General features: G+C 36.9%; 20 protein-coding genes and 1 pseudogene. 7 read left to right on the top strand and 14 right to left on the bottom strand.

The window, feature by feature from the left end; genetic code table 11:
• The first annotated feature begins 5 nt into the window (after window positions 1-5).
• The 3 genes from IPL24_01705 to IPL24_01695 all read left to right on the top strand — a co-directional run bounded on the left by IPL24_01705 (window position 6) and on the right by IPL24_01695 (window position 2093).
• Window positions 6-626: a rhomboid family intramembrane serine protease gene (locus tag IPL24_01705; GenBank protein ID MBK8362420.1), complete on the top strand. Its 621-nt coding sequence runs from the start codon at window positions 6-8 to the stop codon at window positions 624-626.
• Complete coding sequence (locus tag IPL24_01700; GenBank protein ID MBK8362419.1) at window positions 616-1110, top strand: HAD family hydrolase; 495 nt, start codon at window positions 616-618, stop codon at window positions 1108-1110. Before IPL24_01705 ends, IPL24_01700 begins: the two co-directional genes overlap by 11 nt.
• 125 nt (window positions 1111-1235) lie before the next feature.
• A complete protein-coding gene (locus tag IPL24_01695; GenBank protein MBK8362418.1) occupies window positions 1236-2093 on the top strand; it encodes an aminotransferase class IV in 858 nt (285 codons plus the stop codon).
• Window positions 2094-2129: 36 nt separating this feature from the next.
• Here the strand turns inward: IPL24_01695 and IPL24_01690 are convergent, their stop codons facing one another.
• From IPL24_01690 to IPL24_01640, 11 genes are all read right to left on the bottom strand, one after another.
• The gene (locus IPL24_01690; protein MBK8362417.1) at window positions 2130-2702 is read right to left on the bottom strand and encodes a hypothetical protein; all 573 of its coding nucleotides are present in this window, start codon (window positions 2700-2702) and stop codon (window positions 2130-2132) included.
• A gap of 100 nt (window positions 2703-2802) precedes the next feature.
• On the bottom strand, window positions 2803-3363 hold the full coding sequence (locus IPL24_01685; protein ID MBK8362416.1) for a DUF2179 domain-containing protein: 561 nt from the start codon (window positions 3361-3363) through the stop codon (window positions 2803-2805).
• Between the two features lie 41 nt (window positions 3364-3404).
• Window positions 3405-4088, bottom strand: coding sequence for an NAD-dependent deacylase (locus IPL24_01680; protein ID MBK8362415.1), 684 nt, complete (start codon window positions 4086-4088; stop codon window positions 3405-3407).
• Between the two features lie 30 nt (window positions 4089-4118).
• Window positions 4119-5081 (bottom strand): methionyl-tRNA formyltransferase, encoded by a 963-nt coding sequence (locus IPL24_01675; GenBank protein MBK8362414.1) that lies wholly within the window; start codon window positions 5079-5081, stop codon window positions 4119-4121.
• Window positions 5082-5330: 249 nt separating this feature from the next.
• Window positions 5331-6665: an MATE family efflux transporter gene (locus tag IPL24_01670; protein MBK8362413.1), complete on the bottom strand. Its 1335-nt coding sequence runs from the start codon at window positions 6663-6665 to the stop codon at window positions 5331-5333.
• 3 nt (window positions 6666-6668) lie between these two features.
• Window positions 6669-7853, bottom strand: a complete 1185-nt coding sequence (locus tag IPL24_01665; protein ID MBK8362412.1) for a class I SAM-dependent rRNA methyltransferase — start codon at window positions 7851-7853, stop codon at window positions 6669-6671.
• 65 nt (window positions 7854-7918) lie between these two features.
• Window positions 7919-9829 carry a RecQ family ATP-dependent DNA helicase gene (locus tag IPL24_01660; protein MBK8362411.1) on the bottom strand — a complete coding sequence of 637 codons (1911 nt, stop codon included), beginning with the start codon at window positions 9827-9829 and terminating at the stop codon, window positions 7919-7921.
• Window positions 9826-11205: a T9SS type A sorting domain-containing protein gene (locus tag IPL24_01655; protein ID MBK8362410.1), complete on the bottom strand. Its 1380-nt coding sequence runs from the start codon at window positions 11203-11205 to the stop codon at window positions 9826-9828. Before IPL24_01655 ends, IPL24_01660 begins: the two co-directional genes overlap by 4 nt.
• A 79-nt stretch (window positions 11206-11284) precedes the next feature.
• Window positions 11285-12124: a dienelactone hydrolase family protein gene (locus IPL24_01650; protein ID MBK8362409.1), complete on the bottom strand. Its 840-nt coding sequence runs from the start codon at window positions 12122-12124 to the stop codon at window positions 11285-11287.
• Window positions 12125-12243: 119 nt separating this feature from the next.
• Complete coding sequence (gene clpB / locus IPL24_01645; protein ID MBK8362408.1) at window positions 12244-14856, bottom strand: ATP-dependent chaperone ClpB; 2613 nt, start codon at window positions 14854-14856, stop codon at window positions 12244-12246.
• A 209-nt stretch (window positions 14857-15065) separates the two neighbouring features.
• Window positions 15066-15413 carry a T9SS type A sorting domain-containing protein gene (locus IPL24_01640; GenBank protein MBK8362407.1) on the bottom strand — a complete coding sequence of 116 codons (348 nt, stop codon included), beginning with the start codon at window positions 15411-15413 and terminating at the stop codon, window positions 15066-15068.
• A 121-nt stretch (window positions 15414-15534) separates the two neighbouring features.
• Here IPL24_01640 and IPL24_01635 point away from each other — a divergent pair, with 121 nt between their 5' ends.
• Window positions 15535-16140, top strand: a complete 606-nt coding sequence (locus IPL24_01635; protein MBK8362406.1) for a YdeI/OmpD-associated family protein — start codon at window positions 15535-15537, stop codon at window positions 16138-16140.
• A gap of 2 nt (window positions 16141-16142) precedes the next feature.
• On the opposite strand, the gene IPL24_01630 is transcribed toward IPL24_01635, so the two are convergent.
• The gene (locus IPL24_01630) at window positions 16143-16913 is read right to left on the bottom strand and encodes a C40 family peptidase (protein ID MBK8362405.1); all 771 of its coding nucleotides are present in this window, start codon (window positions 16911-16913) and stop codon (window positions 16143-16145) included.
• 32 nt (window positions 16914-16945) lie between these two features.
• On the bottom strand, window positions 16946-18124 hold the full coding sequence (locus tag IPL24_01625) for an acetyl-CoA C-acyltransferase (GenBank protein ID MBK8362404.1): 1179 nt from the start codon (window positions 18122-18124) through the stop codon (window positions 16946-16948).
• Between the two features lie 250 nt (window positions 18125-18374).
• Between IPL24_01625 and IPL24_01620 the strand changes: the two genes are divergently transcribed.
• The 3 genes and pseudogenes from IPL24_01620 to IPL24_01610 all read left to right on the top strand — a co-directional run bounded on the left by IPL24_01620 (window position 18375) and on the right by IPL24_01610 (window position 23006).
• A complete protein-coding gene (locus IPL24_01620; GenBank protein MBK8362403.1) occupies window positions 18375-20468 on the top strand; it encodes an HDIG domain-containing protein in 2094 nt (697 codons plus the stop codon).
• Window positions 20469-20473: 5 nt separating this feature from the next.
• Complete coding sequence (gene truA / locus IPL24_01615) at window positions 20474-21235, top strand: tRNA pseudouridine(38-40) synthase TruA (protein MBK8362402.1); 762 nt, start codon at window positions 20474-20476, stop codon at window positions 21233-21235.
• Window positions 21235-23006 (top strand): annotated as a pseudogene (locus IPL24_01610) (ABC transporter ATP-binding protein). The gene truA and the pseudogene IPL24_01610 overlap by 1 nt, the downstream one beginning before the upstream one ends.
• Before the next feature lie 444 nt (window positions 23007-23450).
• Here the strand turns inward: IPL24_01610 and IPL24_01605 are convergent.
• Entirely contained in the window at window positions 23451-24323 is an 873-nt protein-coding gene (locus tag IPL24_01605) for a transglutaminase family protein (protein MBK8362401.1), read from the bottom strand.
• Window positions 24324-24383 lie beyond the last annotated feature (60 nt).

Genomic DNA, 24383 nt, shown 5'->3' with positions numbered 1-24383 from the left:
TCTGAATGATATCAACCATATTGGTCGTAGCAACAATTGGAATCAGTTTACTGGCATTCTCACGAAATGAGTATATGAATAAACTGATCTTTAATCCCTACATGATCGATAAGCATAAGCAATGGTATCGTTTCATCAGCAGCGGTTTCATTCATGCCGATTTTATTCACCTTGCTGTGAATATGTTTGTATTGTTTTCATTTGGTGGAATCATTGAACAATATTTTGCAGCATACTTCGACAATCGCGCCGGGTATTATTATGTTTTATTATACTTTGGTGGAATGGTGGCTTCTGTTATTCCAACGTTCAAAAAAAACAAAGACAACATTTATTATAATGCCCTTGGCGCTTCAGGGGCTGTATCTGCAGTTATCTTTTCATTTATTTTACTTGAACCAATGCAGAAAATTTGTCTCTACGGATTACTTTGTCTGCCTTCTATAATATTTGGAGTTGCTTATTTGTTTTACTGCTATTATATGGGTAAAAAAGGTGGAGACAATGTTAACCACGATGCGCATATGTGGGGTGCAATTTTCGGATTTGTATTTACGGTGATTCTAAAACCGGATCTTCTCATTTCATTCTTTCAGAAATTAATGGATTTTGGAAATGTCTTCTGAAAAAAAGAAAGCGATCTTTCTGGACAGGGATGGAGTTCTTATCAATGAACGTGGAGATTATACCTGGCTCCTGGAAGATCTCAAAATAAATCCGGGAGTTCCTGAAGCACTCCTCAATTTTTCGAAGGAAGGATATTTACTTATTGTCATTTCAAATCAGGGTGGAATTGGAAAAAATCTTTATACAAAACAAGAAGCAGACTATTTACATCTCCACATTTCCAGAAGTCTTGGTATGAGTGGAATTGAGATCGCTGAATACTATTATTGTCCGCATCATCCAACAACAAGTAATTGTATATGCCGTAAACCGGATTCGCAACTGTTAGAGAAAGCAATTGCGCGATTCAACATTGATCCTGAGAAAAGTTTTTTTATTGGTGATACAGAAAGAGATATAATTGCCGGAAGAAAAGCGGGAGTAAAGACTGTTTTGATAGAGCCTAATTCTGACTTAAGACTAATTGATCTTTCAGGCTTTTGAATTGTTTAAAGATTAAACATCTGCTTACTCTTAAATCGAAAAGTTAATTAACCGCCAGTTGTTGTTAAACTTTTTCATTCTGTAAAATAACCGACGGAAATACTTGCTACCTTTGTATCATTCAGATGCAAAACAATTTCGTCAACTTTAACGGGAATATTATTGAGGCCGGACAACCGATCTTTACTGCCAGTAACAGGGCATTCAGATATGGCGATGCTGTCTTTGAAACTATCCGATTGATGAATGGCGAGATACTTTTCTTCGAAAAACATCTGGCGCGTTTAGCAAGTTCCATGGAACTATTGGGAATGAATGGTCATGATGATCTCACATTTCACAATCTGTATCTTTCGATCCGGCATTTAGATCAGGTGAATAATCTGAAAGGAAATGGACGTATACGACTGGAAGTTTTCAGGAATGATGGGGGATTGTACACTCCGCAAACCAATAATGTATCCTATCTGATTGAAGTCTCCGCATTATCGAACCGGAATTTCAGATTGAATGAAACAGGATTGAAAATAGACCTTTATACAGATATTAAGAAACCGGTGAGTCGACTTTCCAATCTGAAATCTTCCAATGCTTTGTATTACGTAATGGCCGGTTTGTACAAAAATAAATCGAACAGCGGCGATTGTCTGGTTCTGAACACAGATGGCAGAATTGCCGAAGCGATCAGCTCCAATATTTTCCTGCTCGACGATGGTATTTTCTATACACCTTCACTCGATGAAGCATGTGTTGCAGGAGTTATGAGGGAAGTGCTTATTGCACATTTGAAAAAACAAGGTAAGACTGTCATTGAAAAAGGAATTACTGTTGATGATCTCTTAAAAGCCGATGAAATATTTCTCAGCGATGTGATCCACGGTTTACGATGGGTAGGGGCATTCAGAACGAAAAGGTATTTCAATAATTTTTCAACGAAGCTCATCAAAGAACTTAACGATTTACACCAAATAAAAAAGGTCTGATTTCTCAGACCTTTTTTTGTATTGAAGAAATTTCAATTATTTCTTTGGAGTTGATTCAGCAGGATTAACAACTGTTTCAGCACTTGCCATATTTTGCTCGTTAGCAGTTTTGATTTCTGCATATTGTGCATTCCATCCTTCAACTTGTGCTTGAGAAGCAGCCATTTTAGATTGGAAATCAGCTAAGCCTTTAGTAGCTTCTTCCGGATTAACTTCGCCTTTCATAACTTTGTCTTTCCACTCGCCAAATTGCTTTGTAGTCTCATCCCACGTAGCTTTGAACGTGTTGAATTCTGATTGCATAACTTCTAATTTTGTAGCATTATCAGTTGCAGTTTGAATTGAAGCTGCTAATTGAGTTTTTACCGCTTCTTCTTTCGGAGAAGTGATGCTGTTCATTCTCTCAGTTTGTTTAGCAACGAATTCTTTTGCTTGAGTAGTAGTAGCAGTCAGCTCATTGCTCCAGTTAGTAGCTTTTTCGCCTAATGCTGTCCAGTCTGTTCCGAATTGATTTACATCAGCAACGATTTTTGGATCAACTTTCTTTGTGCATGCAGTGAAGCTCATCGCTCCGGCAATAACGAATGCTAAAATTGCTTTAGTTTTCATGATTTTTTGTATATGGTTTTTATGGTTGAATTAATTCAAAACTACCTCTTTAAAGGGTACGCATTCAGGAAATCTGAACGACTTATTGACAATCAAAAGTTTATTTCTCTTTCACATCGGGGAGAACATTTCTGATGTAATCCATCTTGGAATTGATAGTTCCATGATCCGGGAAAACACCTTGATTAGCAACCCGGATATCTTCAATTGAATAAAATGCCTGAGGATTTACCTTTTTAATGAGGTTTCTAACGCGTGCAATATCTTTTCGATTCACAATAGTAAAAATAATTTTCACCGGACCCTTTGCTCCATGTCCATCCATAATTGTCAACCCAAGTTTCTCTTTTTGTAATTCTGTTATCAATGGCTGCCAGTCTGACGAAACGATCAGACGTAAAACTTGTAGTCCCAAAGCAAGTCTGCTCTCGATCAATAATCCAACATAAGTACCCATGGCGAAACCTCCTGCAAAACCAATATAGCATACAGGATTATCCAGGTGTTGCATGACCTGCCGGATTGAGATCAACCAGATCAGTACTTCAATGAAACCAATAAAAGGTACGATCTGTCTGAAACCTTTTGATACAAAAACACTTCGTAAGGTGCCAAGAGAAACATCAATTGTTCTGGCAATAAAAATCAGGAAAGGGAGCACGACCCATTTAAAAACTTCTGTGCTGAAATAAGGATGATCCATTATCTGTTTAATATTTCTTTGACCAGTAAAGGAATTCCTGTACCGGCATTTGCATTAATAAATTTAAACCCTTTAATATTTCCTGCACCGGGATCCGGATTAACAAGAAATTTTTCTGCCTCAGGAGAGGCATAATTGATTAATCCTGCAGCAGGATATACTGCAAGTGAAGTACCAACTACAATGAGAATGTCAGCTTTTGAAACAATATAAGCTGCATCTTCAAGGGCCGGAACCATTTCTCCGAACCATACTATATGCGGCCGGAGTTGAGAGCCTAACTCACATTTATCTCCTTCATTGATTACATCACCATTGATAGTGTAAATCAGGTGCGGATCCACTGTACTTCTTGACTTTAGAATTTCACCATGCAAATGCAAAATTTTCTGAGATCCGGCACGTTCGTGCAGATCATCAATATTTTGTGTTACAATATGCACATCAAACTTAGTTTCCAACTCTGCCAATGCAATATGAGCAGCATTTGGCTTTGCAGAGATCACCTGTTTTCTTCTTTCATTATAAAATTGCAAAACAAGATTTCTGTCTTTTTTCCACGCTTGAGGTGTAGCAACATCCTCAATTCTGTAATTCTCCCATAGTCCATCACTGTCCCGAAAAGTTTTCAATCCACTTTCAGCACTAATCCCCGCACCACTAAGAACAACAACTCTTTTCATTTTTCACTCTTCATTATTAATTATTAATTGCTAATGAGCCTTCCAGTTACCTTCAAATTTCACTCCATTCAAAAAATCCTTGATCTTCATTTTATTTCTTCCTGAAAGTTGAAGTTCATTTACTGAAACATAACCACCTGAAAGATAGATTCTCAAATAGCTTTTATTGTCAGTCAGAATTTTACCATTTGCAAATTCATGAATTTCCGAAACAGCATCAACGTCAAAGATCTTTACAGAAAACCCAATTCCGTTGTCATTGAAAAATTCAGTATGCGCTGCGGGATAAGGTGAAAGTCCGCGGATAAAATTCCGCAATGCCTCCGGAGATTTTGATAATGAAAGCCGGGTATTTTCTCTGTTAAGCTTTGGAGCATTATTCAAAGTTACATTACTTAAAGTACTCTGATCAACAGATTTAATCTTTCCTGATTCAATCGCTTGTACCGTCTTTAGAACCAATTGTGAACCGACGTGCATGAGCTTATCATGGATAGATTCAGCATTGTCGTCGTCACCGATTTCCACTTCCTGTTTAAAAATAATATTCCCTGTATCGATCTCCTGCTTTAAAAAGAATGTTGTAACACCGGTAGTTTTTTCTCCGTTAATTATTGCCCAGTTGATCGGCGCTGCTCCCCGATATTGTGGAAGGAGTGAACCATGCAGATTAAATGTTCCTAATCGGGGCATATTCCAAACCACTTCCGGCAACATCCGGAAAGCTACTACGATCTGCAAGTCAGCATTTAGTGACTTGAGTTCATTCACAAATGTCTCATCTTTCAAATTAGAAGGCTGCAGAATTTTTAAGCCATGAGTTTCTGCATATTGCTTTACAGGCGAAGAAAGTATTTTCTGCCCACGACCGGCAGGTTTATCAGGAACAGTGACTACTGCAGAAATTGGATATCCGTTTTCAACCAGGATCGCCAAAGCAGGAACAGCAAATTCGGGAGTTCCGAGAAAAACAATTTTGGGTTTGTTCGACATACCTGCAAAGATAGCTATGAATGAACTATGGGAAATAAAAATTCATAATAGTTATTAAAGCAGATTGTGAATTCTTATTTGGTTTTTATAGTTGTTGGCTTAAAATCTGGATTTTTTATGTCTTAAAAAGGAAAGCTTGATTAGATCATTTAATTGCTAGGCATAATCATTTTTTTGCACGGTCCTTAAGGGCAGTGCAAAAAAAATGATTCTATGCTGTTATCTTAATCCCTTCAATCAAATCAAATCCTAAATATTCTTCAACTTCTTCCAAACCCCGGATCTGATATACCAATAACAAACAACACCTGTAAATAACCAATATAGCACCTCTGAGAACCATACGATTTCAACTGATCCTTTAAACACAAAAGTTGCCAGGTAATTATAAAGCATGTAGATAAAAATAGCAGCGATCTCAATATACAGAGCAACTTTTGTAGCACCGGTTCCGCTTACTGCATTAATGGAAACGATTGCAAATCCGAAAAAGATCAAAGCAATGTCTACGATCTGTAAACATGCCATGGAATCATGTATGAGTTTGGTGTCATTTGTAAAAATAGAGAGTATCTGAATAGGGAAGATCAGATTGATCGCAATCATGGCAATTGAAACGAACAATGTTAATTTAATAATATTGTTTACTAATCCCAGTACCTCTTCCTTTTTACCTTGTCCTATAATATTACTTACCATACTATTTGCCGCAACAGAAAAACCCCAGAAGGGTGTCATGCTGATCATGTATGCTCCTCTTACTATGTTTGAAATTGCAAGCTCATGTTTTCCGATTTTTTCGATAAAAACAAAAAACACAAACCATGCACCCATTGAGAGTAAATTCTGTACTATGATCGGCGATGATAGCTGGAATATTTTTGCGGTAAGTTCTTTTTTAAATGTCGTGAATTTGAAGAGACGATATTTAACAAGATCCTTCTTCAAGAATGTATAAGACCAGATAAAAAGTAGCGCAAGTAACTCAGCAATTGAAGAAGCAAGTCCGGCACCGGCAATTCCAAGTTTTGGAAAACCAAGATTTCCGAAGATCATTCCATAACCCAATACAATATTAATTGCTGCCATAAGAAATGAATAGAATCCATAGATCCTTGGCGTTGCAATACCGACATATAATGATCGGAATGCAGTTGCTATTAAAACAAAAAATATTCCATAAGACCGATAAGCAAGAAATTCTGTTGTAGCATCAATCAGTTCAGGTTCATTGAGGATCAACGGAAGTAATGGGGGAGCGATCCATTTTAAAATTGCAAATAATAAAAATCCGGTCAGGAGAAGGATGCCAATACTTTGATCGAATATTTGTCCAATTGAAGAATTATTTTCTTCTCCCTTTCGCCTTGAAATAATAATTTGTGTTCCCGTCCCGATCGAAGTTCCGATCATTGCAAATACGAAATATAGAACGCCACCTACAGCAGCTGCTCCCAATTCCGTTTCACCTATACGTCCAAGAAATGCAGTATCGGTAATGTTTATTAAAGTCATCGACAACGCCCCGAAAATTACGGGCATAGCAAGCTTTGTGATTTCCTTATAAGTGGTTCCTACTGCCATATATCAATCCACTTGGAGAACAAGTCCTTTCAGATATTCACCTTCCGGATGATAGATGCTGATAGCATGATCAGGTCCTTGCGTAAGTTGATAGAGGATCCTGACATTTCTTTTCGATTGAGCTGCTGCCTGAAATACGATCTTTCTGAAAAGAATTTTGTCTATCACTTGTGAACAGGAAAATGTGAACAGCAATCCACCGGGTTTAACTTTATTAAATCCTTCGGTGTTAAGATTTCTGTAACCCACCATTGCTTTGTCGACAGAAGATAAATGTTTAGCAAATGCAGGCGGATCGAGAATTACAATATCGTATTGGTCTTTCGTGGATTTTAAAAAATCAAATGCATCCATTGCATGAAATTTATGCCGGTTAGTTACTGCATTTAATTCGGCATTTCTGACAGCAAGTTCACCGGCTTTCTTTGAACTATCAACGGAGTGAACTTCAGAAGCTCCGCCTGCTAAGGCATACATTGAGAAACCTCCTGAATAAGAAAAAGTATTCAGGATCTTTTTACCATGAGAATACTGCGCAAGTAATTTTCTGTTTTCACGTTGGTCGATGAAAAACCCTGTTTTCTGACCTTCGACCCAATTCACATAAAACTTAACATCATTTTCAAAAACTTCCGATTCAGATTGGGAGCCATACAGAAAAGAGTTTTCCATCTGCATAGAATTCTGCTTACTCATTGTTTCAGAACTTTTATCAAATATCGCTTCTAATGGAGTTCCATAGATTTTTTTCAAAGCAGAAACAAAATGATTTTTCTGTTCATGCATTCCTACAGTATGAGTTTGTATAACTGCAACAGAACCATAAATGTCAATGATCAGTCCCGGTAAACCATCGCCTTCTGCATGGATCAACCGATATATATTTGTTGATGTATTTCCTATCAGCCCAAGTCGCTCTCTGTTATCATATGCTTTCCTGAATTTTGAATACCAGAATTCTTCACCACAATCTGTTTCAATAAATGAGAACAATCTGACTTTGATGGAACCTTCATGAAAATGACCGGTAGCCATGTATTCATTTTCATTTGAAAAGACTTCTACAATTTCACCTTCTTTCGGATCACCGATTACTTTCGCAATTGCACCTGAAAAGACCCAAGGATGAAACAGTCGCAGAGACCGGTCCTTTTTAGGCTGCAATATTACTTTCGCATAATTTTTCATATGCGCCAAAAGTACAATTATTTAGCAATGGAAAGGAGGGAAGATCACTCAAATAAAGAGGATGATTATGGTTTTACACCAAGAATTTCACCTTCTTTGTAAAAGATCTGTTCATTATCAACCAGCCACTCAACAACTTTTAGTGTATTTTCCTCTGTGGCCGGTCTTAACCTGACAATCAGGTCCGATAAACCGATCTCATTTTCTTTAAGCAGGTTTTTGATCCGTATTGAAATTTCACCAAACTCAAGATCTGAAACTCCGGCTTTGTTTCTTTCCAGACAGTAATCACAAACACCACATCTTTCTGTATTGATCTCCCCAAAGTAGGCAACTAGCATCTGACTTCTGCAGCGGTTTTGAGTTTCGGAATAATGCAGAAATGATCTTGCCCTTTCAATAAATCTGTTTTTTCGTTCTACCAGATTTTCTTTGTCAATCAAAAGATGTTTTTGATCTAACCGGGCTTCGGTAAAAGTCAATTGAGGTTTATCAGTAAATGGAATGTAATTTAAGATCTGAAGTTTATGCAATGACTGCAAAAATGATTTTGTATCTTCTAAAGAGATCGTTGCCCGTAACGCAATTTCAGATTCATTGATAGAAACAAATTCATCAAAAACACCTTCGTATAGTCGTAGAATCACTTTAATAAAAACGTCGAAACGGGGATTCTTGACTTGAAATTCATAAAGATCATTTGCTCTGATCGTAAAATGCAATCTTGACTGAAGTGCAACAGAGTCATTCATTGCAATCATACCCTGCAGTTCAAGAACCTTCAGACAATTATAAGTTTCAGACATATTGAAATTATAATTATTGCAAAAATTATAGAGGTCGAAATTAAAGCTGACACCCTTTCCGGATTCAACCGGCAATTGATAGTAGTTTCCCAGAGCCTGATATACTGCTTTTATCTTTTGGATATCAGGGAAGGTCAGATCTACACGCTGTTCAAGTTCTTCGCGATCATTCTTATTGAATAATAAAATTCCAAAGGCTTTCTGTTCATCTCTTCCTGCACGTCCTGCTTCCTGATAATAGGCTTCCAGACTTTCAGGTGAATCAACATGAACGACAAAACGAACGTTGCCTTTGTCGATACCCATACCAAATGCATTCGTTGCAACAACAACTCTGGTCTTTTCTTTCATCCAGTTGTCCTGAACTTTTGTTCTTTCTGCACTGGTCATTCCGGCATTGTATGCTTCAGCAGAAACTTTATTTCGTTTCAGAAAGTCAGCTATTTCCTTTGTCTTTTTTCGTGTACGTACATAAACAACTCCGATGCCATTTAAACTTTTTGTAATCTTCAATAACCGTCCGAACTTGTCTTCTTCGTAAAGTACGATGTAAGCCAGATTTTTCCTTTCAAAACTTTTCTTGAAGACATTCTGGTTTTTGAATGCAAGTTTTTCCTGTATGTCCAGTTCAACATTTTTAGTTGCAGTTGCAGTAAGAGCCAGTACAGGAACATTTGGTAAATGTTCCCTGATCGATGCTATCTGCAGATAAGACGGCCTGAAATCATAACCCCATTGAGAAATACAATGAGCTTCATCGATCGCAAGCAAATTTACTTTCATTAACTTTAATCGTTCCAGAAATAATTCCGAAGTCAGTCGCTCAGGTGAAACGTAAAGAAATTTTTCTTTTCCGTAGATACAATTGTCAAGTGCAATATCAATTTCATCCCGGCTCATACCTGAAACAATAGATACTGCAGGAATACCTTTATTTCTCAGATTACTTACCTGATCTTTCATGAGGGCAATCAATGGTGAAATCACAATGCAAATGCCATCATTTGCAAGGGCCGGAACCTGAAAACAAATTGACTTTCCACCACCTGTCGGTAACAAAGCAAGTGTGTCATGCCCCTCTAAAATAGAAAAAATAATATCTTCCTGTAATGGTCTGAAAGAAGTATGTCCCCAGTATTGATTTAATATCTGTTGAATCTTATTCTTCATTCACAAACAATTAATGTGGAATAGAAGTGCTTTGTTTCAGAACTACATTCAATGAAGTATAAACCACTGTTCAAAAATGGAATTGTTGTTGTAGTGAAAGATTGTTTCTTCTCTATCTGCAGAACTGGTCTCCCTTGCAAATCTGTTACACGAACACTTAAAACAGGTTGTTGGAAACGTATCATTGAATTTGTCAAAACCGGATTTGGATAAATGGACATATGCTCATTTTGCAATTCAGATACATCAATACCCAATTCTTTCTGATAGATCAAAATCTGTCTGTCAGAGACAAAATCCGCCCCTGCAATAAGAAATCCCCCATAGACAGATGGAGAGATCGCATATCCAATATTTATCGATGAATTACCAAAATACTTTTTCGACAATTCATTTCCGCTTGTGTCAGTAATGAGAAAAAGAACCTTTTTCGAATTAGAGATACTATCATGACCATAACCGGCCAAAGAATAATTTCCATCAATGGTCTCGCTGATTGCAAATCCGGCATCACTCATATTCGTTCCCGGAATCAGTTTTTGCCAGATCGTTGTGACAGAACCAATATCAATCTTGGTTAACTGCACATCGAACTGAGGACTGGAAGTTGTAGCACTTTCTCCGACGACCAATAATTTGCCTTCTTTGTCGAGATAGAGATTTTTACTCCCGGAATTGTTATGTGAAGAAATTCCCATCTCCCACAGAAAATTTCCGGTGCTGTCAAATGCAACTACATAAGGGTTCACAATCGTAGTATTGATTAACCGGTCGCCGCATACAGCTATTAGTCCATTATCAGAAACAACACAATTTTCTGCTGTTTCATTTATCACCGGTTCACCAAATGAAAAACTGTGAAGGTCGTGTCCCAGACTATCGGTGATCACACCCATTAAATTCAAATCACTGTTAATAGAATCAGATGCTGCTCCGGCAAATACCAGATTTCCATTTGAAAATCTGCTGACACCGGTATAGTAGGAGTTATAATTTGTATTGACATTCTTTTCCCAAATGATAGTACCCGTTGAATCTATCTTCACTGCATAAGGAGAAGAGTTTCCTCCCGGTAAATATTTGCTTCCGGCAAGTATATAATTATTGTCGTCCAATACAAGCATCCGCATCATCATAAAATGATGAGTGGAATCACCGAAATATTTTACAAATAAGCGTGATCCGTTTTCATCAAATTTCGTAAAGGAAATAAGTGAAAAAACTCCACCGACATCTTCACCGTATCCCGAAAGAAATATGGATCCTGACGCTGCCTGATGTACCCCATGTGCATGATTGACCAAAAAGGGTGAGCCCGGATAAATTACAAACGACGCCGGTTGACCATAGGTTGCTTTTGTAATTAATAACAGCAAGATTATTTTAACGCTTCGGATCATAACTTCAACTGATTTCTTTATAGCATGGAATATTAAAATCCTCGCGAAAAATTAGTTACTGTTCATTAAATTTTGTACGCAGATATTCCAAGGTGAGAGCGTAAGCATCTTTAGTTGCTTCTACATTATGCTTAGGATTACTTGGATTAGCAAAAGCATGTTCGGCATTATAAAATTTAAAATTATGCGGAATCCCGGATGCATTTAATTTGCTTTCAAAATCAATTATCATTTCTGACGTAATGAATTTATCATACTTCCCATAAATACCTAGAATATCACAAGGAAATTTTACTATCTTTTGTTCATTGCTTTCCGGCATTCCATAATAAACAACGCATCCATTAGCCTGTTCTGAAGCAAGCATAGCAGACTGCAATGACCAGCCACCACCCAAACACCAACCCAGAGAAACTATTTTAGCATCTCCTCCTGCATAGGCAATAGCTCCTTCAATTATACTTATTGCTCTCTCAGATTTCATACTTGACGACAATTCCTGTGCTTTCTTTGCATCTGTGGCAACAGCACCATCATAAAGATCGATAGCAAGGATGTTACAGTTTCCAAACTCTTTCCGGAATTTATCTGCTTCCTGTTTAATATACTGGTTCAAGCCCCACCATTCATGGTATATGAAAAGCCAGTTTTTTGTTGGTGACTCTGCTTGTAAAAAATAGCCATTCGCCGTAGCATTATCTTTTGCCGGAAATTGAATCACTTTGCCTTTTTCTTTTTCACCAGCAAATGGAAGTGGGTCTAAATGAGCAGCAGCAAATTGATCGTTCATTGCAAGTTGAGCAAAAGATTGGTTTGAAGTCATTTTACAACATGACTGGCCTTTTGCCACATTAAATCCAAACAGAATTGCCAGTAACAGCATTGTATTTTTCATAGTGTTTTTTCTTGTAACAAAAATACAATAGAAAAATTGATATTATGCTAAAAAATGAAAAAACCGGTGTAAAAAACCGGTTTTTTTGACTTAAATTGAATTTATTAATCGTGTTTTGATTACACTTCAACTGACTTATGAATATTTACAAATTCAAATTCATTTTTAGAATTTAATTTCAATTCAATATCTGCATCCTTAGTAATATTTCCCGCTAGAATTTGTTTTGAAAGTTCATTCAAAACTTTTTTCTGAATCACTCTTTTCAAAGGACGAGCACCGAATTGTGGATCAAAACCTAATTGTGACAACCACTCGATAGCCTCTTCACTTGCAGTGATCTTCATTTCATTTTGCTTCAACAAATTTTGCAGTGATTGAAATTGTATTCTTACAATTTGTTTCACTTCCTCTCTTGTCAAAGGCTGGAACATTATGATCTCATCAATTCTATTTAAAAATTCCGGACGAATGGTTTTTTTAAGCAGATCGAAAACTTTCACTTTAGTTTTACTTACTGTCTCTTCATGATTGAATGCATTCAAATCCTCAAAACTTTCCTGGATCAGATGTGAACCGATATTTGAAGTCATAATAATGATCGTATTCTTGAAACTGGCTGTCCGGCCTTTGTTATCAGTTAATCTTCCATCATCAAGAACTTGCAACAGGATATTGAAAACATCCGGGTGAGCTTTTTCTATTTCATCTAAAAGAATGACAGAGTAGGGACGTCGTCTAACAGCTTCTGTAAGCTGCCCCCCTTCATCGTAGCCAACATATCCCGGAGGGGCACCTATTAATCTGGATACAGTATGCCTTTCCTGATATTCGCTCATGTCGATTCTTGTCATTGAATTTTCATCATTGAATAAAAATTCTGCCAGTGCTTTAGCAAGTTCTGTTTTTCCAACACCGGTTGTCCCAAGAAAGATAAATGAACCGATCGGTTTTTTTGCATCCTGCAGTCCGGCACGACTTCTTCTGACAGCATCACTCAAGGCACTGATTGCTTCTTCCTGACCGATTACTCTTTTGTGCAATTCTTCTTCAAGATGCAAAAGCTTTTCTCTTTCGCTTTGTAACATTCTGTTTACAGGAATGCCTGTCCATCGTGAAACGACTTCAGCAATATCTTCAGAATCTACTTCTTCCTTTATCAATGCTTTTTCAATTTGCATTGTTCCAAGCTGAACTTCAAGTTCCTTTAACTTTCCTTCAACTTCACCTATTTTTCCATACCTGATCTCTGCAACGCGGCCATAATCACCTGAACGCTCAGCTTGTTCAGCTTCTAACTTTAATGCTTCAATTTTTTCTTTTGATGATTGAATTCCCTGAACGATCTGCTTTTCAGATTCCCATTTTGCTTTCAGTTGATTTCTGTCTTCATTTAGATTAGCGATTTCTTCATTCAGATCATTCAACTTCCGTTCATCTTTCTCTCTTTTGATAGCTTCTCTTTCAATTTCCAATTGCATGATCCTGCGATTCATTTCATCAAGCTCTTCCGGAACAGAATCGATTTCAAGACGTAATTTTGCTGCAGCTTCATCAACAAGATCAATAGCTTTATCCGGTAGAAAGCGATCAGAAATATAGCGTTCACTAAGTTCAACAGCAGCAATAATAGCTTCATCCTTGATCCTTACTTTGTGATGCGTTTCATAACGCTCTTTGAGTCCTCTCAAAATAGAAATTGCATCTTCAGTACTTGGTTCTTCAACCATGACTTTCTGAAACCTTCTTTCAAGTGCTTTATCCTTCTCCACATACTTCTGATATTCTGAAAGAGTAGTGGCACCGATCGCTCTTAATTCACCTCTTGCCAATGCAGGCTTCAGGATGTTAGCGGCATCCATTGCACCATCACCACCGCCAGCACCAACGAGGGTGTGAATCTCATCGATAAACAATACAATATCGCCTTCCGCAGAGATAACTTCTTTTATAACAGACTTAAGTCGTTCTTCAAATTCTCCTTTATATTTTGCACCTGCAATCAAGGCTCCCATATCGAGAGAAAAAATTTGTTTCTGCTTTAAGTTTTCAGGAACATCACCATCAATTATCCTGTGCGCCAGACCTTCAGCAATAGCTGTCTTTCCAACTCCGGGTTCACCGATCAAAATCGGATTGTTTTTAGTACGGCGGGAAAGTATCTGCAATACGCGTCTTATCTCTTCATCGCGACCGATTACCGGATCAAGCTTCCCATTTCGGGCAAGCTCATTAAGATTTTTCGCAAACTTATTTAATGAATTGTAGGTCTCTTCAGCACTGGCACTTGTTACTTTACTTCCTTTTCTCAATTCTTTGATAGCAGATTTTACATCTTTCTCACTGATCCCGGAATTTTTTAATAGAGCAGAAGTCTTATCCTTTCCATTGATCATAGCAAGGAATAAATGCTCAAGAGAAATAAAATCATCTCCCATGTCCTTAGCATTGGAAGCTGCTTTCTGGAAAGTTTTATTAAAATCGTCAGACAAATAGATCCTACCGCCTTCGACCTTTGGAAGAGCTTCAATCAGCTTATCGTTTTCGTCTTTTAATTTATCAATATTGACATTACACTTTTTTAAAATGAAAGGAAGAACATTTTCATCTACTGAAAAAATTCCTTTCAAAAGATGCGAAGTCTCCAATGCTTGTTGCGAATTGCTTTCAGCAAATTGCTGAGCAGCCTGAACTGCTTCCTGAGATTTGAGAGTTAAATTATTTTGATTCATTTCAGTTGTTTTATAATTAAAATAAAAAATCTATTCTTCTGCAAGGAAGGTCAAAACAATTGCCAAATGACTGATTTGATAAAAGTCAGTACAGAATGACAGTCATTTTTCAAAAACGTAGACAAAGTGTCGCTAGTAACATTCTCCAAGTTAGGCAAAAAAAAAGCGAACCGGTTGAAGTTCGCTGATATTTTTTAGTTGTTTGGAAATTATGAAATGATAAATCGCTTTATAAATCTTTTTCCACCCCAATTAAGTTGCATTATATAAATACCGTCGCGTAATGAATTACGATCAAGAATTTCAGAGTAATTTCCGGGGAACTGAAGAGGTAACTGAACAGTCCTTATTTCTTTACCGGTGATGTCAACTATTTTGATCTCGATAGGTGAAGCATGAGCAATCGTGTAACTTAAATGTATATTATCCTCATTACCTGAATAAAAGACGCTCATTTTCTCCTGTGATAGCGGAATTGAATTTTCAGTATTCTGGGCAGAAGAAATTGATAGTGAGGCAGTAACTAGTATAAGGAACAGAATGTAGATCTTTTTCATAAAATTTAGTATTTTGTTAAAATACCCTTCGTAATTTTCATGCCAAAATTGTTAATTTTTCAGGACAATACCCAATTTTTTGTCCTTTTTATTCTAAATTAACATCATAAATGACAAATAAATGAAAAAGGACAAGGCTATCGACCAATATATTAAGCAATCAAAAGAGTTTGCTCAGCCCATTTTAAAACATTTCAGGTCATTAGTCCATACACATTGCCCTGAAACTGAAGAAACACTAAAGTGGGGTTTCCCTCATTTCCAGTATAAAGGGATCATGTGCAGTATGGCTTCATTTTCCGGACATTGTGCTATTGGATTCTGGAAAGGTTCATTGATCCCGGAGTTGCAGAAAATAGAGGACAGTTCAGCGATGGGTCAGCTTGGCCGGATCTCGGATCTTAAGGATCTTCCTTCAGATAAAGTTTTGGCAACGATCATAAAGAAAGCGATGAAATTGAATGATGAAGGTGTCAAATCTCCAACCCATTCTAAACCAAAATCAATTGTTGATGTAAAAATTCCTGATTATATTTTAACAGCAATAAAGAAGAATAAAAAAGTAAATACAAATTTCTATGCATTTTCAAACAGTCAGCAGAAAGAATATGTTGAATGGATCGAAGAAGCAAAAACAGAAACGACAAGAATTAAAAGACTTGAAACAATGTTGGAGTGGGTGTCGGAAGGAAAGATCAGGAATTGGAAATACGTAAAACAAAAATAATATTAAACGATTCTTTTTAAAAGTCTCAGGTTATGCGAGTACTTTTTTGTTTCCCCGTTAAAAATACCCTGATGATCCAGTTTATCTAAACGAACTTTTCCGCTTGCATGAATAATGTTGTTTCCGTGAGTTATTATTCCAACATGAATGATCTTTCCATCTTCATTATCAAAAAATGCTAAGTCCCCGGGTTTACATTCTTCTAAAAAACTGATCGTTTCGCCCTGTTCTGCCTGCTGATTTGCATCACGACGTAACTGGTATCCACACATCTTATAAACTATTTGTGTTAGTCCGGAACAATCGATCCCAAAAGGCGATTTACCACCCCATAGATAAGGCGAATTCAAATAAAGCTGGGCTTGTAGTGTGATATTTTCAGGTCGTTTGGCAGACGCTAAAACTGTGTTCCCTTCGAAAGAATATTTATTGCCACCAAATGACAAACTTTTATTGGAATAGAAGGGAAGTGTACTACCCATTACGATAGTACACATCTCTGAATTATTTAAGATAGCGATCTGAAGAATATCATTCGATAAAAAAGAAGAATTTGAATGGTACTCTTCTTTTTCTTCGTCGCTGATAACTGAAACTTGTTTCTGATCGATCCAGCCTTGATATTCGTCTGCAATGATCCTGATCTTATACCAGTTTTTATGTTTGTCAAGAATCTCAATAAGGTCTCCAAATAATAATTGAGTGACCATTTCACTCTTGTCTGAAAATTCTTTCCTGACAGGCACTAAACTAAGATTACAAATTGCAAACATATCAGTTGCTTAACGGTTTTTGTAAGGCAATGTTATACTAATTCTACAATTATTGCACTTGCACCACCGCCACCATTACAAATTCCGGCTGCACCGATCTTCCCGCCTTTTTGTTTCAGAACATTCAGTAGAGTCACAACAATTCTTGCCCCTGAGGCACCTAATGGATGCCCAAGTGAAACAGCACCACCGAAAACATTTACTTTTTCAGGATTAAGTTTCATCAACTGATTGTTAGCTATTGATACAACAGAAAATGCTTCATTGATCTCAAAGTAATCTACATTCTCAAGTTTCAATCCCGCTCTTTCAGCTGCCTTAGGCATTGCTTTTGATGGAGTAGTAGTGAACCATTCCGGAGCTTGTTGAGCATCAGCAAATCCTCTGATCTTTGCTATAGGTTTTAATCCGAGTTTATCAGCTTTTTCTTTACTCATCAGAATAACAGCAGCAGCACCGTCATTCAATTTGGATGCATTGGCTGCCGTAACAGTACCGTCTTTCTGAAATGCCGGTTTAAGTCCTGCAACTTTATCTGCTCTAAGATTTTTATATTCTTCGTCTTCAGAAACAATGATAGGATCTTTCCCTCTTACAGGAACACTTACCGGTGAAATTTCATCCTTGAACATTCCTGCAGCGTATGCATCGCGGGAACGCTTATATGATTCCAATGCATATGCATCCTGATCTTCACGGGAAATTTTACATTCAGTTGCGCAGAGTTCAGCAGCATTTCCCATATGGTAATCTTTGTAAACATCCCATAAACCATCTTTGACTAATCCGTCAGTGATCGACCCATGGCCGAGTTTATATCCGTTTCTCGCTTTATCGAGGTAGTATGGAACATTACTCATACTTTCCATTCCTCCAGCTACAACACAATCATTCAATCCAAGCATTATTGATTCAGCACCCAGCATGATAGCTTTCATTCCTGAAGCGCAAACTTTATTTACTGTCGTTCCGGGAGTAGTGTCCGGAATACCTGACCAGATTGAAGCCTGTGTCACAGGTGCTTGACCAACTCCTGCCGATAAAACATTTCCCATATACACTTCCTGAATTTCCTTGGGATCCAATTTCACTTTTTCCAAAGCTGATTTTATTGCATGTGCACCTAATTGTGTAGCGGTTAATGCAGATAGTGAACCTCCGAAACTTCCAATTGGAGTACGTGCGGTTGAAATGATATATACCTCTTTCATAAACATTGTTAGAATTAAGCCGCAAATGTACTTAAAAAAAGCCTTTCTGAGTTATGAGCCGATTCTGAAGGGAAGTGTGTGATTATCAAATATTTTAAAAGAAAATTCAGGTTTTATCTCTATCAGTGAGAACAATAAAACCATGGTTTGAATAGGAAGCGGTTTGTGAAGATTCCATTGTTCATCAATCATCCATACAATTGAATCATGTCTCTGTTTAAAGTTGTAAATTGCTGCCATTCTATAAAAAATGAAGAATTATTTCGTCCGCCTTTCCAATCAACACGAAAGAATTTCAAAGATCGCATTGATCATCGTCACAGTGTTGATGATCGTGATAGCTCTTCCGAAGGAAACTCAATTTAATTATACTTTTCAGAAAGGTAAGCCCTGGGCATTTGAGAATTTGATGGCTCCTTTCGATTTTGCCATCAATAAAACCGAAGCAGAACTCAACGAAGAGAAAGCTTCTGTCATGAAAAACAGTCATCCGTTTTACCGTTTCGATGATAAACTTTCAGAGCAGAAGATCTACTTATTTAAGAACGAACTTTCTGATGTATGGAATAAACGCTTCAGAACCTCGGCTAAAAACTATAAAGAAATTGAACAGCAGGATAAACTGAAACAAGTTCAGGAAACAATAGGTGTTCAGGTATTGAAGATGATCTATGATAAGGGAATAATTCTGATCAACGATAAAACAAAAAATATTAATCCGGATGGAATTATAACGATTGTAAAAGATAATATTGCTGAAGAACATAATCTAAATGATTATTATACAATACAAACAGCATTTTCTTTCATTCAGTCGCAACTTGAAAATATATCTGCTGCTGATCAGTCATTGCTGGCTCCTTTGCTCGAAAATGCATTGTCACATAATATATTATACGATGATCAGGCCACACGCCAGTGGACCAAACAACTCATTGATAAAATAAGTCTGTCACACGGCCTGGTTCAGAAAGACGAAGTAGTGATTCTCAAAGGAGAGATCATCGATGATATCCGTTTTCAGAAACTGGAATCATTGAAAGCTGAAATGAAAAATCAGGAGTTCACCAATAGCGCAAGATGGCTTATGCTAATGGGGCATTTTATTCTGGTTTCTCTTGCAATGACAATGCTGGTGATGTTCCTTTTTCTTTTCCGAAAAGATATTTTTGACGATAACAGAAGAATGCTTTTGTTAATGCTCCTGATCGTACTCATCACTTACCTTTTTCTTTGGGCAAGAAAGATCAATCTCTTCGACATGTATCTGGTACCTGTTTGCATTTTGCCAATAATTGTCAGAGCATTCTTTGATACACGGACAGCGCTCTTTACACACATAGTAACACTCTTGATTATAGGATTTGAGGCCCCAAGCGGATTTGAATTTATGTTCATTCAGACAATTGCGGGGATGGTCTCTATTTTTACGATTCTTAATATGAGCAGAAGGGTCCAATTTTTCATTTCTGTGTTGATGATTTTCCTTTCATATACAATATCTTTTGTAGGAGTATCAATTCTGCATGAAGCCAATTTCAAGAGTATTGAGTGGATGAATTTAAAATGGTTCCTTGGAAATTCAGTAATTACATTGTTCGCATTTCCATTGATCTTTATCTTTGAAAAGGCATTCGGATTTCTTTCTGATGTTTCTCTGATGGAATTATCAGATTCAAATGCGCCCTTGATGCGAGAACTTTCCATGAAAGCTCCCGGGTCATTTCAACACAGTTTGCAGGTTGCCAATTTAGCAGAAGCTGCCATTTTTCATATAGGCGGCAATCCATTGTTGATTCGCGCCGGAGCAATGTATCATGATATCGGTAAAACGGATATGCCAATGTATTTTATAGAAAATCAAAATACACACAGTAATCCACACGATGATCTTTCATTTGAAGAAAGTGCCCGTATCATAAAAAGTCATGTTATAAGAGGAATCGAAAAAGCAAGAAAACATAAACTTCCTGAACAGATCATTGATTTTATCAGAACCCATCATGGAACTGTTCGCTTGCAATATTTCTATCAGTCGTTTCTGAAAAATTTTCCGGAAATGGTACCTGACGAAATTCTATTCCGTTATCCCGGTCCTTTACCATTCTCAAAAGAAACAGCGGTACTCATGATGGCTGACTCTGTTGAAGCTGCTTCAAGAAGTCTGAAAAATGCCGATGCCGAATCAATTAGCAATCTTGTTGATTCTATTATCGATAATCAGATCACTCAAAAGCAATTTGACAATGCACCAATTACCCTGAAAGATATCAGCGAAATCAAAAAGTTGTTTAAAAAAATGTTAATGTCAATTTATCATATCCGGATTGAATATCCACATTAATATAAATGAGTTCATCCGTTTTATATAGATATTTTATCCGCTTATCGTTTGATGGCACGAAGTTTCATGGCTGGCAGGTGCAGCAAAATGCAAATTCTGTACAAGGAGAATTGAATAAGGCATTAGAAATCCTATTCAGAAAACCGATCGAAACCACAGGTTGTGGTCGTACTGATACTGGAGTTCATGCTCTTCATTTTTTTGCGCATTTTGAAACAGAAGAGATAACTGATGTTTCTGACCTGATTCATAAATTGAATTCGATTTTGCCTATGGAAATTGCTGTGCATTCGATTTTCAAGGTACCACCGGATTATCACGCTCGTTTCTCAGCTACAAGCAGAACATATGAGTATCATATTATCAATTATAAAGATCCATTCCTTATCAATAGAGCCTGGTATAATTTAAATATTCCGGAGATAGCAGAACTAAATAAGTTTGTAGATGTTCTCAAAGAATATGTTGACTTTACCAGTTTCAGTAAATCAAATACTCAGACGTATACAAATAATTGCAGAATCATGGAAGCGGGATGGTCACTTGATGCAAATGGGAAAAAGATTTTCACTATTAAAGCCGATCGTTTCTTAAGGAATATGGTTCGTGCAATTGTGGGAACACTCATCATGTCTGCTGAAAAGAACTTATCTGAAGAACAATTCCGCAAAATACTTGAAAGTAAGAACAGAAGTGAAGCCGGTGTTTCTGTGCCAGCACATGGTTTATTTTTAACGAAAATAGAATATCCTTTTCCTTTATTATAATGTCAAAAGAAAATGTTGTTGGGAAAGCGTTTGATATGAAGATCCTCAGGAGGATCTATGCATTTACCAAACCTTACAAAAAGAAATTTTACCTGAGTGTAGGACTTACATTAGTCCTTGCCTTTGTAGCAATTTTACGACCATATCTGATCCAGTATACAGTCGATAATTATATTATTCATTTAGATGCAAATGGACTTGGATACATGATGTTGCTCATGGTAGGTCTATTGCTATTTCAAACGATAATACAATACATCCATACATATTTAACAAATTGGCTTGGACAATCTGTTGTGAAGGATCTGCGTGTAAAATTGTTCCGGCATAGTTCTGGTTTACGTTTGAAGTTTTTCGACCATACACCGATTGGAACTCTCGTTACAAGAACTGTAAGTGATCTGGAGACAATTGCAGATATTTTCAGTGAAGGTCTGATAGTTATTATTGGCGATCTGCTAATGCTGCTGTTGATAGTTTTAGCAATGTTCTACATCGACTGGCGACTTGCACTTATCAGTTTAAGTACAATTACGGTATTAATGATTGCAACCCGGATCTTTCAGTATGGAATAAATAAAACTTTCAGAGAGGTAAGAAATCAGGTTGCAGCTCTCAATACATTTGTCCAGGAACACATAACAGGCATAAGTGTAGTTCAGATCTTTAACAGAGAAGCTGAAGAAATGAACCGCTTCAAAAAGATCAATAAAGAGCATATGAAAGCGAATATCAGGTCAGTCTGGTATTATAGTATTTTCTTTCCTGTAGTGGAATTATTATCGACAACATCTCTTGGTTTACTGATCTGGTGGGGTTCAAGTGGAGTAATTGTTCATGAAGTTTCTCTTGGGAACATCATGGCTTTTATAATGTACATAAACTTACTTTTCCGGCCTATCCGTGAACTTGCCGATAAATTCAACACTCTTCAAATGGGTATGGTCAGCAGTGAAAGAGTTATGAAAGTTCTGGATACAAATGAATTTATTGAGAATAATGGAACAGTCAAAAAGAAATTAAAGGAAATATTCGTTTTGAAAATGTCTGGTTTGCCTATAACGATTCATTAAATCCTGATGATACTGAATGGATCCTTAAAGATGTAAGCTTTGAGATCAGATCCGGAGAAACTCTGGCATTGATCGGCGCTACGGGTGCCGGAAAATCGTCAATAATAAATCTGGTCAGTAGAATGTATGAATTTCAGAAAGGAAAAATTACTATTGACGATACTGACATCAGAGAATTTGAATTGTCTGAATTAAGGAAACAAATTGCCGTCGTTCTTCAGGACGTTTTTCTTTTTTCAGATTCAATCGCCAATAACATTACTTTGAATGATACTTCGATCAGTAAAGCGCAAGTCGTTGCAGCTTCGAAAGCCGTTGGAGCTGATCTATTCATCGATAGGTTACCGGGCAAGTATGATTTTAATGTAATGGAACGTGGTGCCATGCTTTCTGTTGGCCAGAGACAACTGATCTCATTTATTCGTGCCTACGTTTTTAATCCATCAATTCTGATTCTCGATGAAGCTACTTCCTCAATTGACAGTGAAAGTGAAGAGCTCATCCAGAAAGCAACAACCACACTCACAAAAAACAGGACGTCCATAGTCATAGCCCACAGATTGGCAACAATTCAGAATGCGGATAAGATCATTGTTCTGGATCATGGAAAAGTGATCGAACAAGGCAATCACCAGGAACTACTTAAAAAGGAAGGGCTTTATAGGGAGTTGTATGATATCCAGTTTAGTGGGAAATGAACTTTTAAACGAATAAAAAATAACTAATAACTACTGTCCGATAAAAATTAAACTTTGTAATTTAGGTCGAAAATTATTTTTTAAATCAACAGTTCGCAGAATAAATTTCTATCAAGCCCCTCATTTTGTTGACATACATCTTTGGATCGAGATAAAGCGTCTGGGGGCGGCCCCCCCCCCCCCCCAAATCTTTTGAAAAGAATCGGGATGTAACCAATAATGAAGATTTCAAATGATTTGGTGCGCGGCTTTTTGGCCAAACAAAAAAAGAAAAATTGAAAGTAACGGATTGAATCTGGGAAAATATTTTCAAATGAAAATATTTATATCAGACAGTAGTGATAATTAATAACGAATTATTATTTACCCAGAGAGATGTTAACTTTAATTTGACTTTCAGTTTTTCTAATCAGTAATTACTAAATACTAAAGACGAAAAAAAAATCAAATCACCGCCCGCATCAACAAAGTCAATTCATCAACTTTATCCATGAATCCAAGCTTATGATATGAATTCATAAGATTACGGATCAGACGTTGAATCATATCACGGTTTGAACAAGGCTCATAAAAACTTTTTTCCTGAGGGATCTTTAACTGGACAAGGAAATTATCGATCTCTTTTTTATTAAAGATATCACCTTTACTAAAAGGATTTATATAGAATAGAATTTTAGAATGATCATCGATTGAAACAGGGTCATTCAACTCATCTTTATAGCAAAGAATGAAATGCTCCGGTAAATTAACTCCGTAAATTGGGATGCCGGCTGAACGAGCGATCTCTAAGTAGAGCAGCGACAACATTAATGGATTACCTTTCTTAGTTTCAAGTGCTATATTGATAAAACTATTTTGAGGAGCATGGTAATTTTGAGTATTTCCGGAATAACCATGGATCTCAAAGAAAATCTTATTCAGAACTTTCACCTGTTCTAAAGCAGTCAGGTTATCGTTCATCTCCAGCCAGGCATCTTTACGAACCTTATCCAGTTGTTTCTGAATTTGTTCTTCCTGCAATTCCGGATATTGATAGCGGGCAAGGAGGATAGCACCTTTAATCAGATCATGCGAACCGGAATGTGCCCAAACATGTAATTCATGCTTCAGGTCATCAAACTGAATTTTATGAATAACATTTTCAATTCGTTCCTGCATTATTGCATCCATAGAACTACTCCAGGCATTTTCCAGAATTGGAATAACATCCTTTCCGTAATCTACTAAACGGGTTTGAATATGGTTATAAATTTCCTGGTCAGAATCATCCAACAATCTGATCAATGCATCTACTTCAGTGCGATTTAATGTTTTCATAGGTCTCCTTTAACAACCCTTTGCTGAAAAAAGATACTTCATTTAACTTCAAATTTTCAA

The organism is Bacteroidota bacterium (assembly GCA_016711505.1).
Taxonomy (GTDB): Bacteria; Bacteroidota; Bacteroidia; order AKYH767-A; family 2013-40CM-41-45; genus JADKIH01.
The sequence above is the reverse complement of the archived record's forward strand: the minus strand, read 5'-3'. Positions and strand labels throughout refer to the sequence as shown.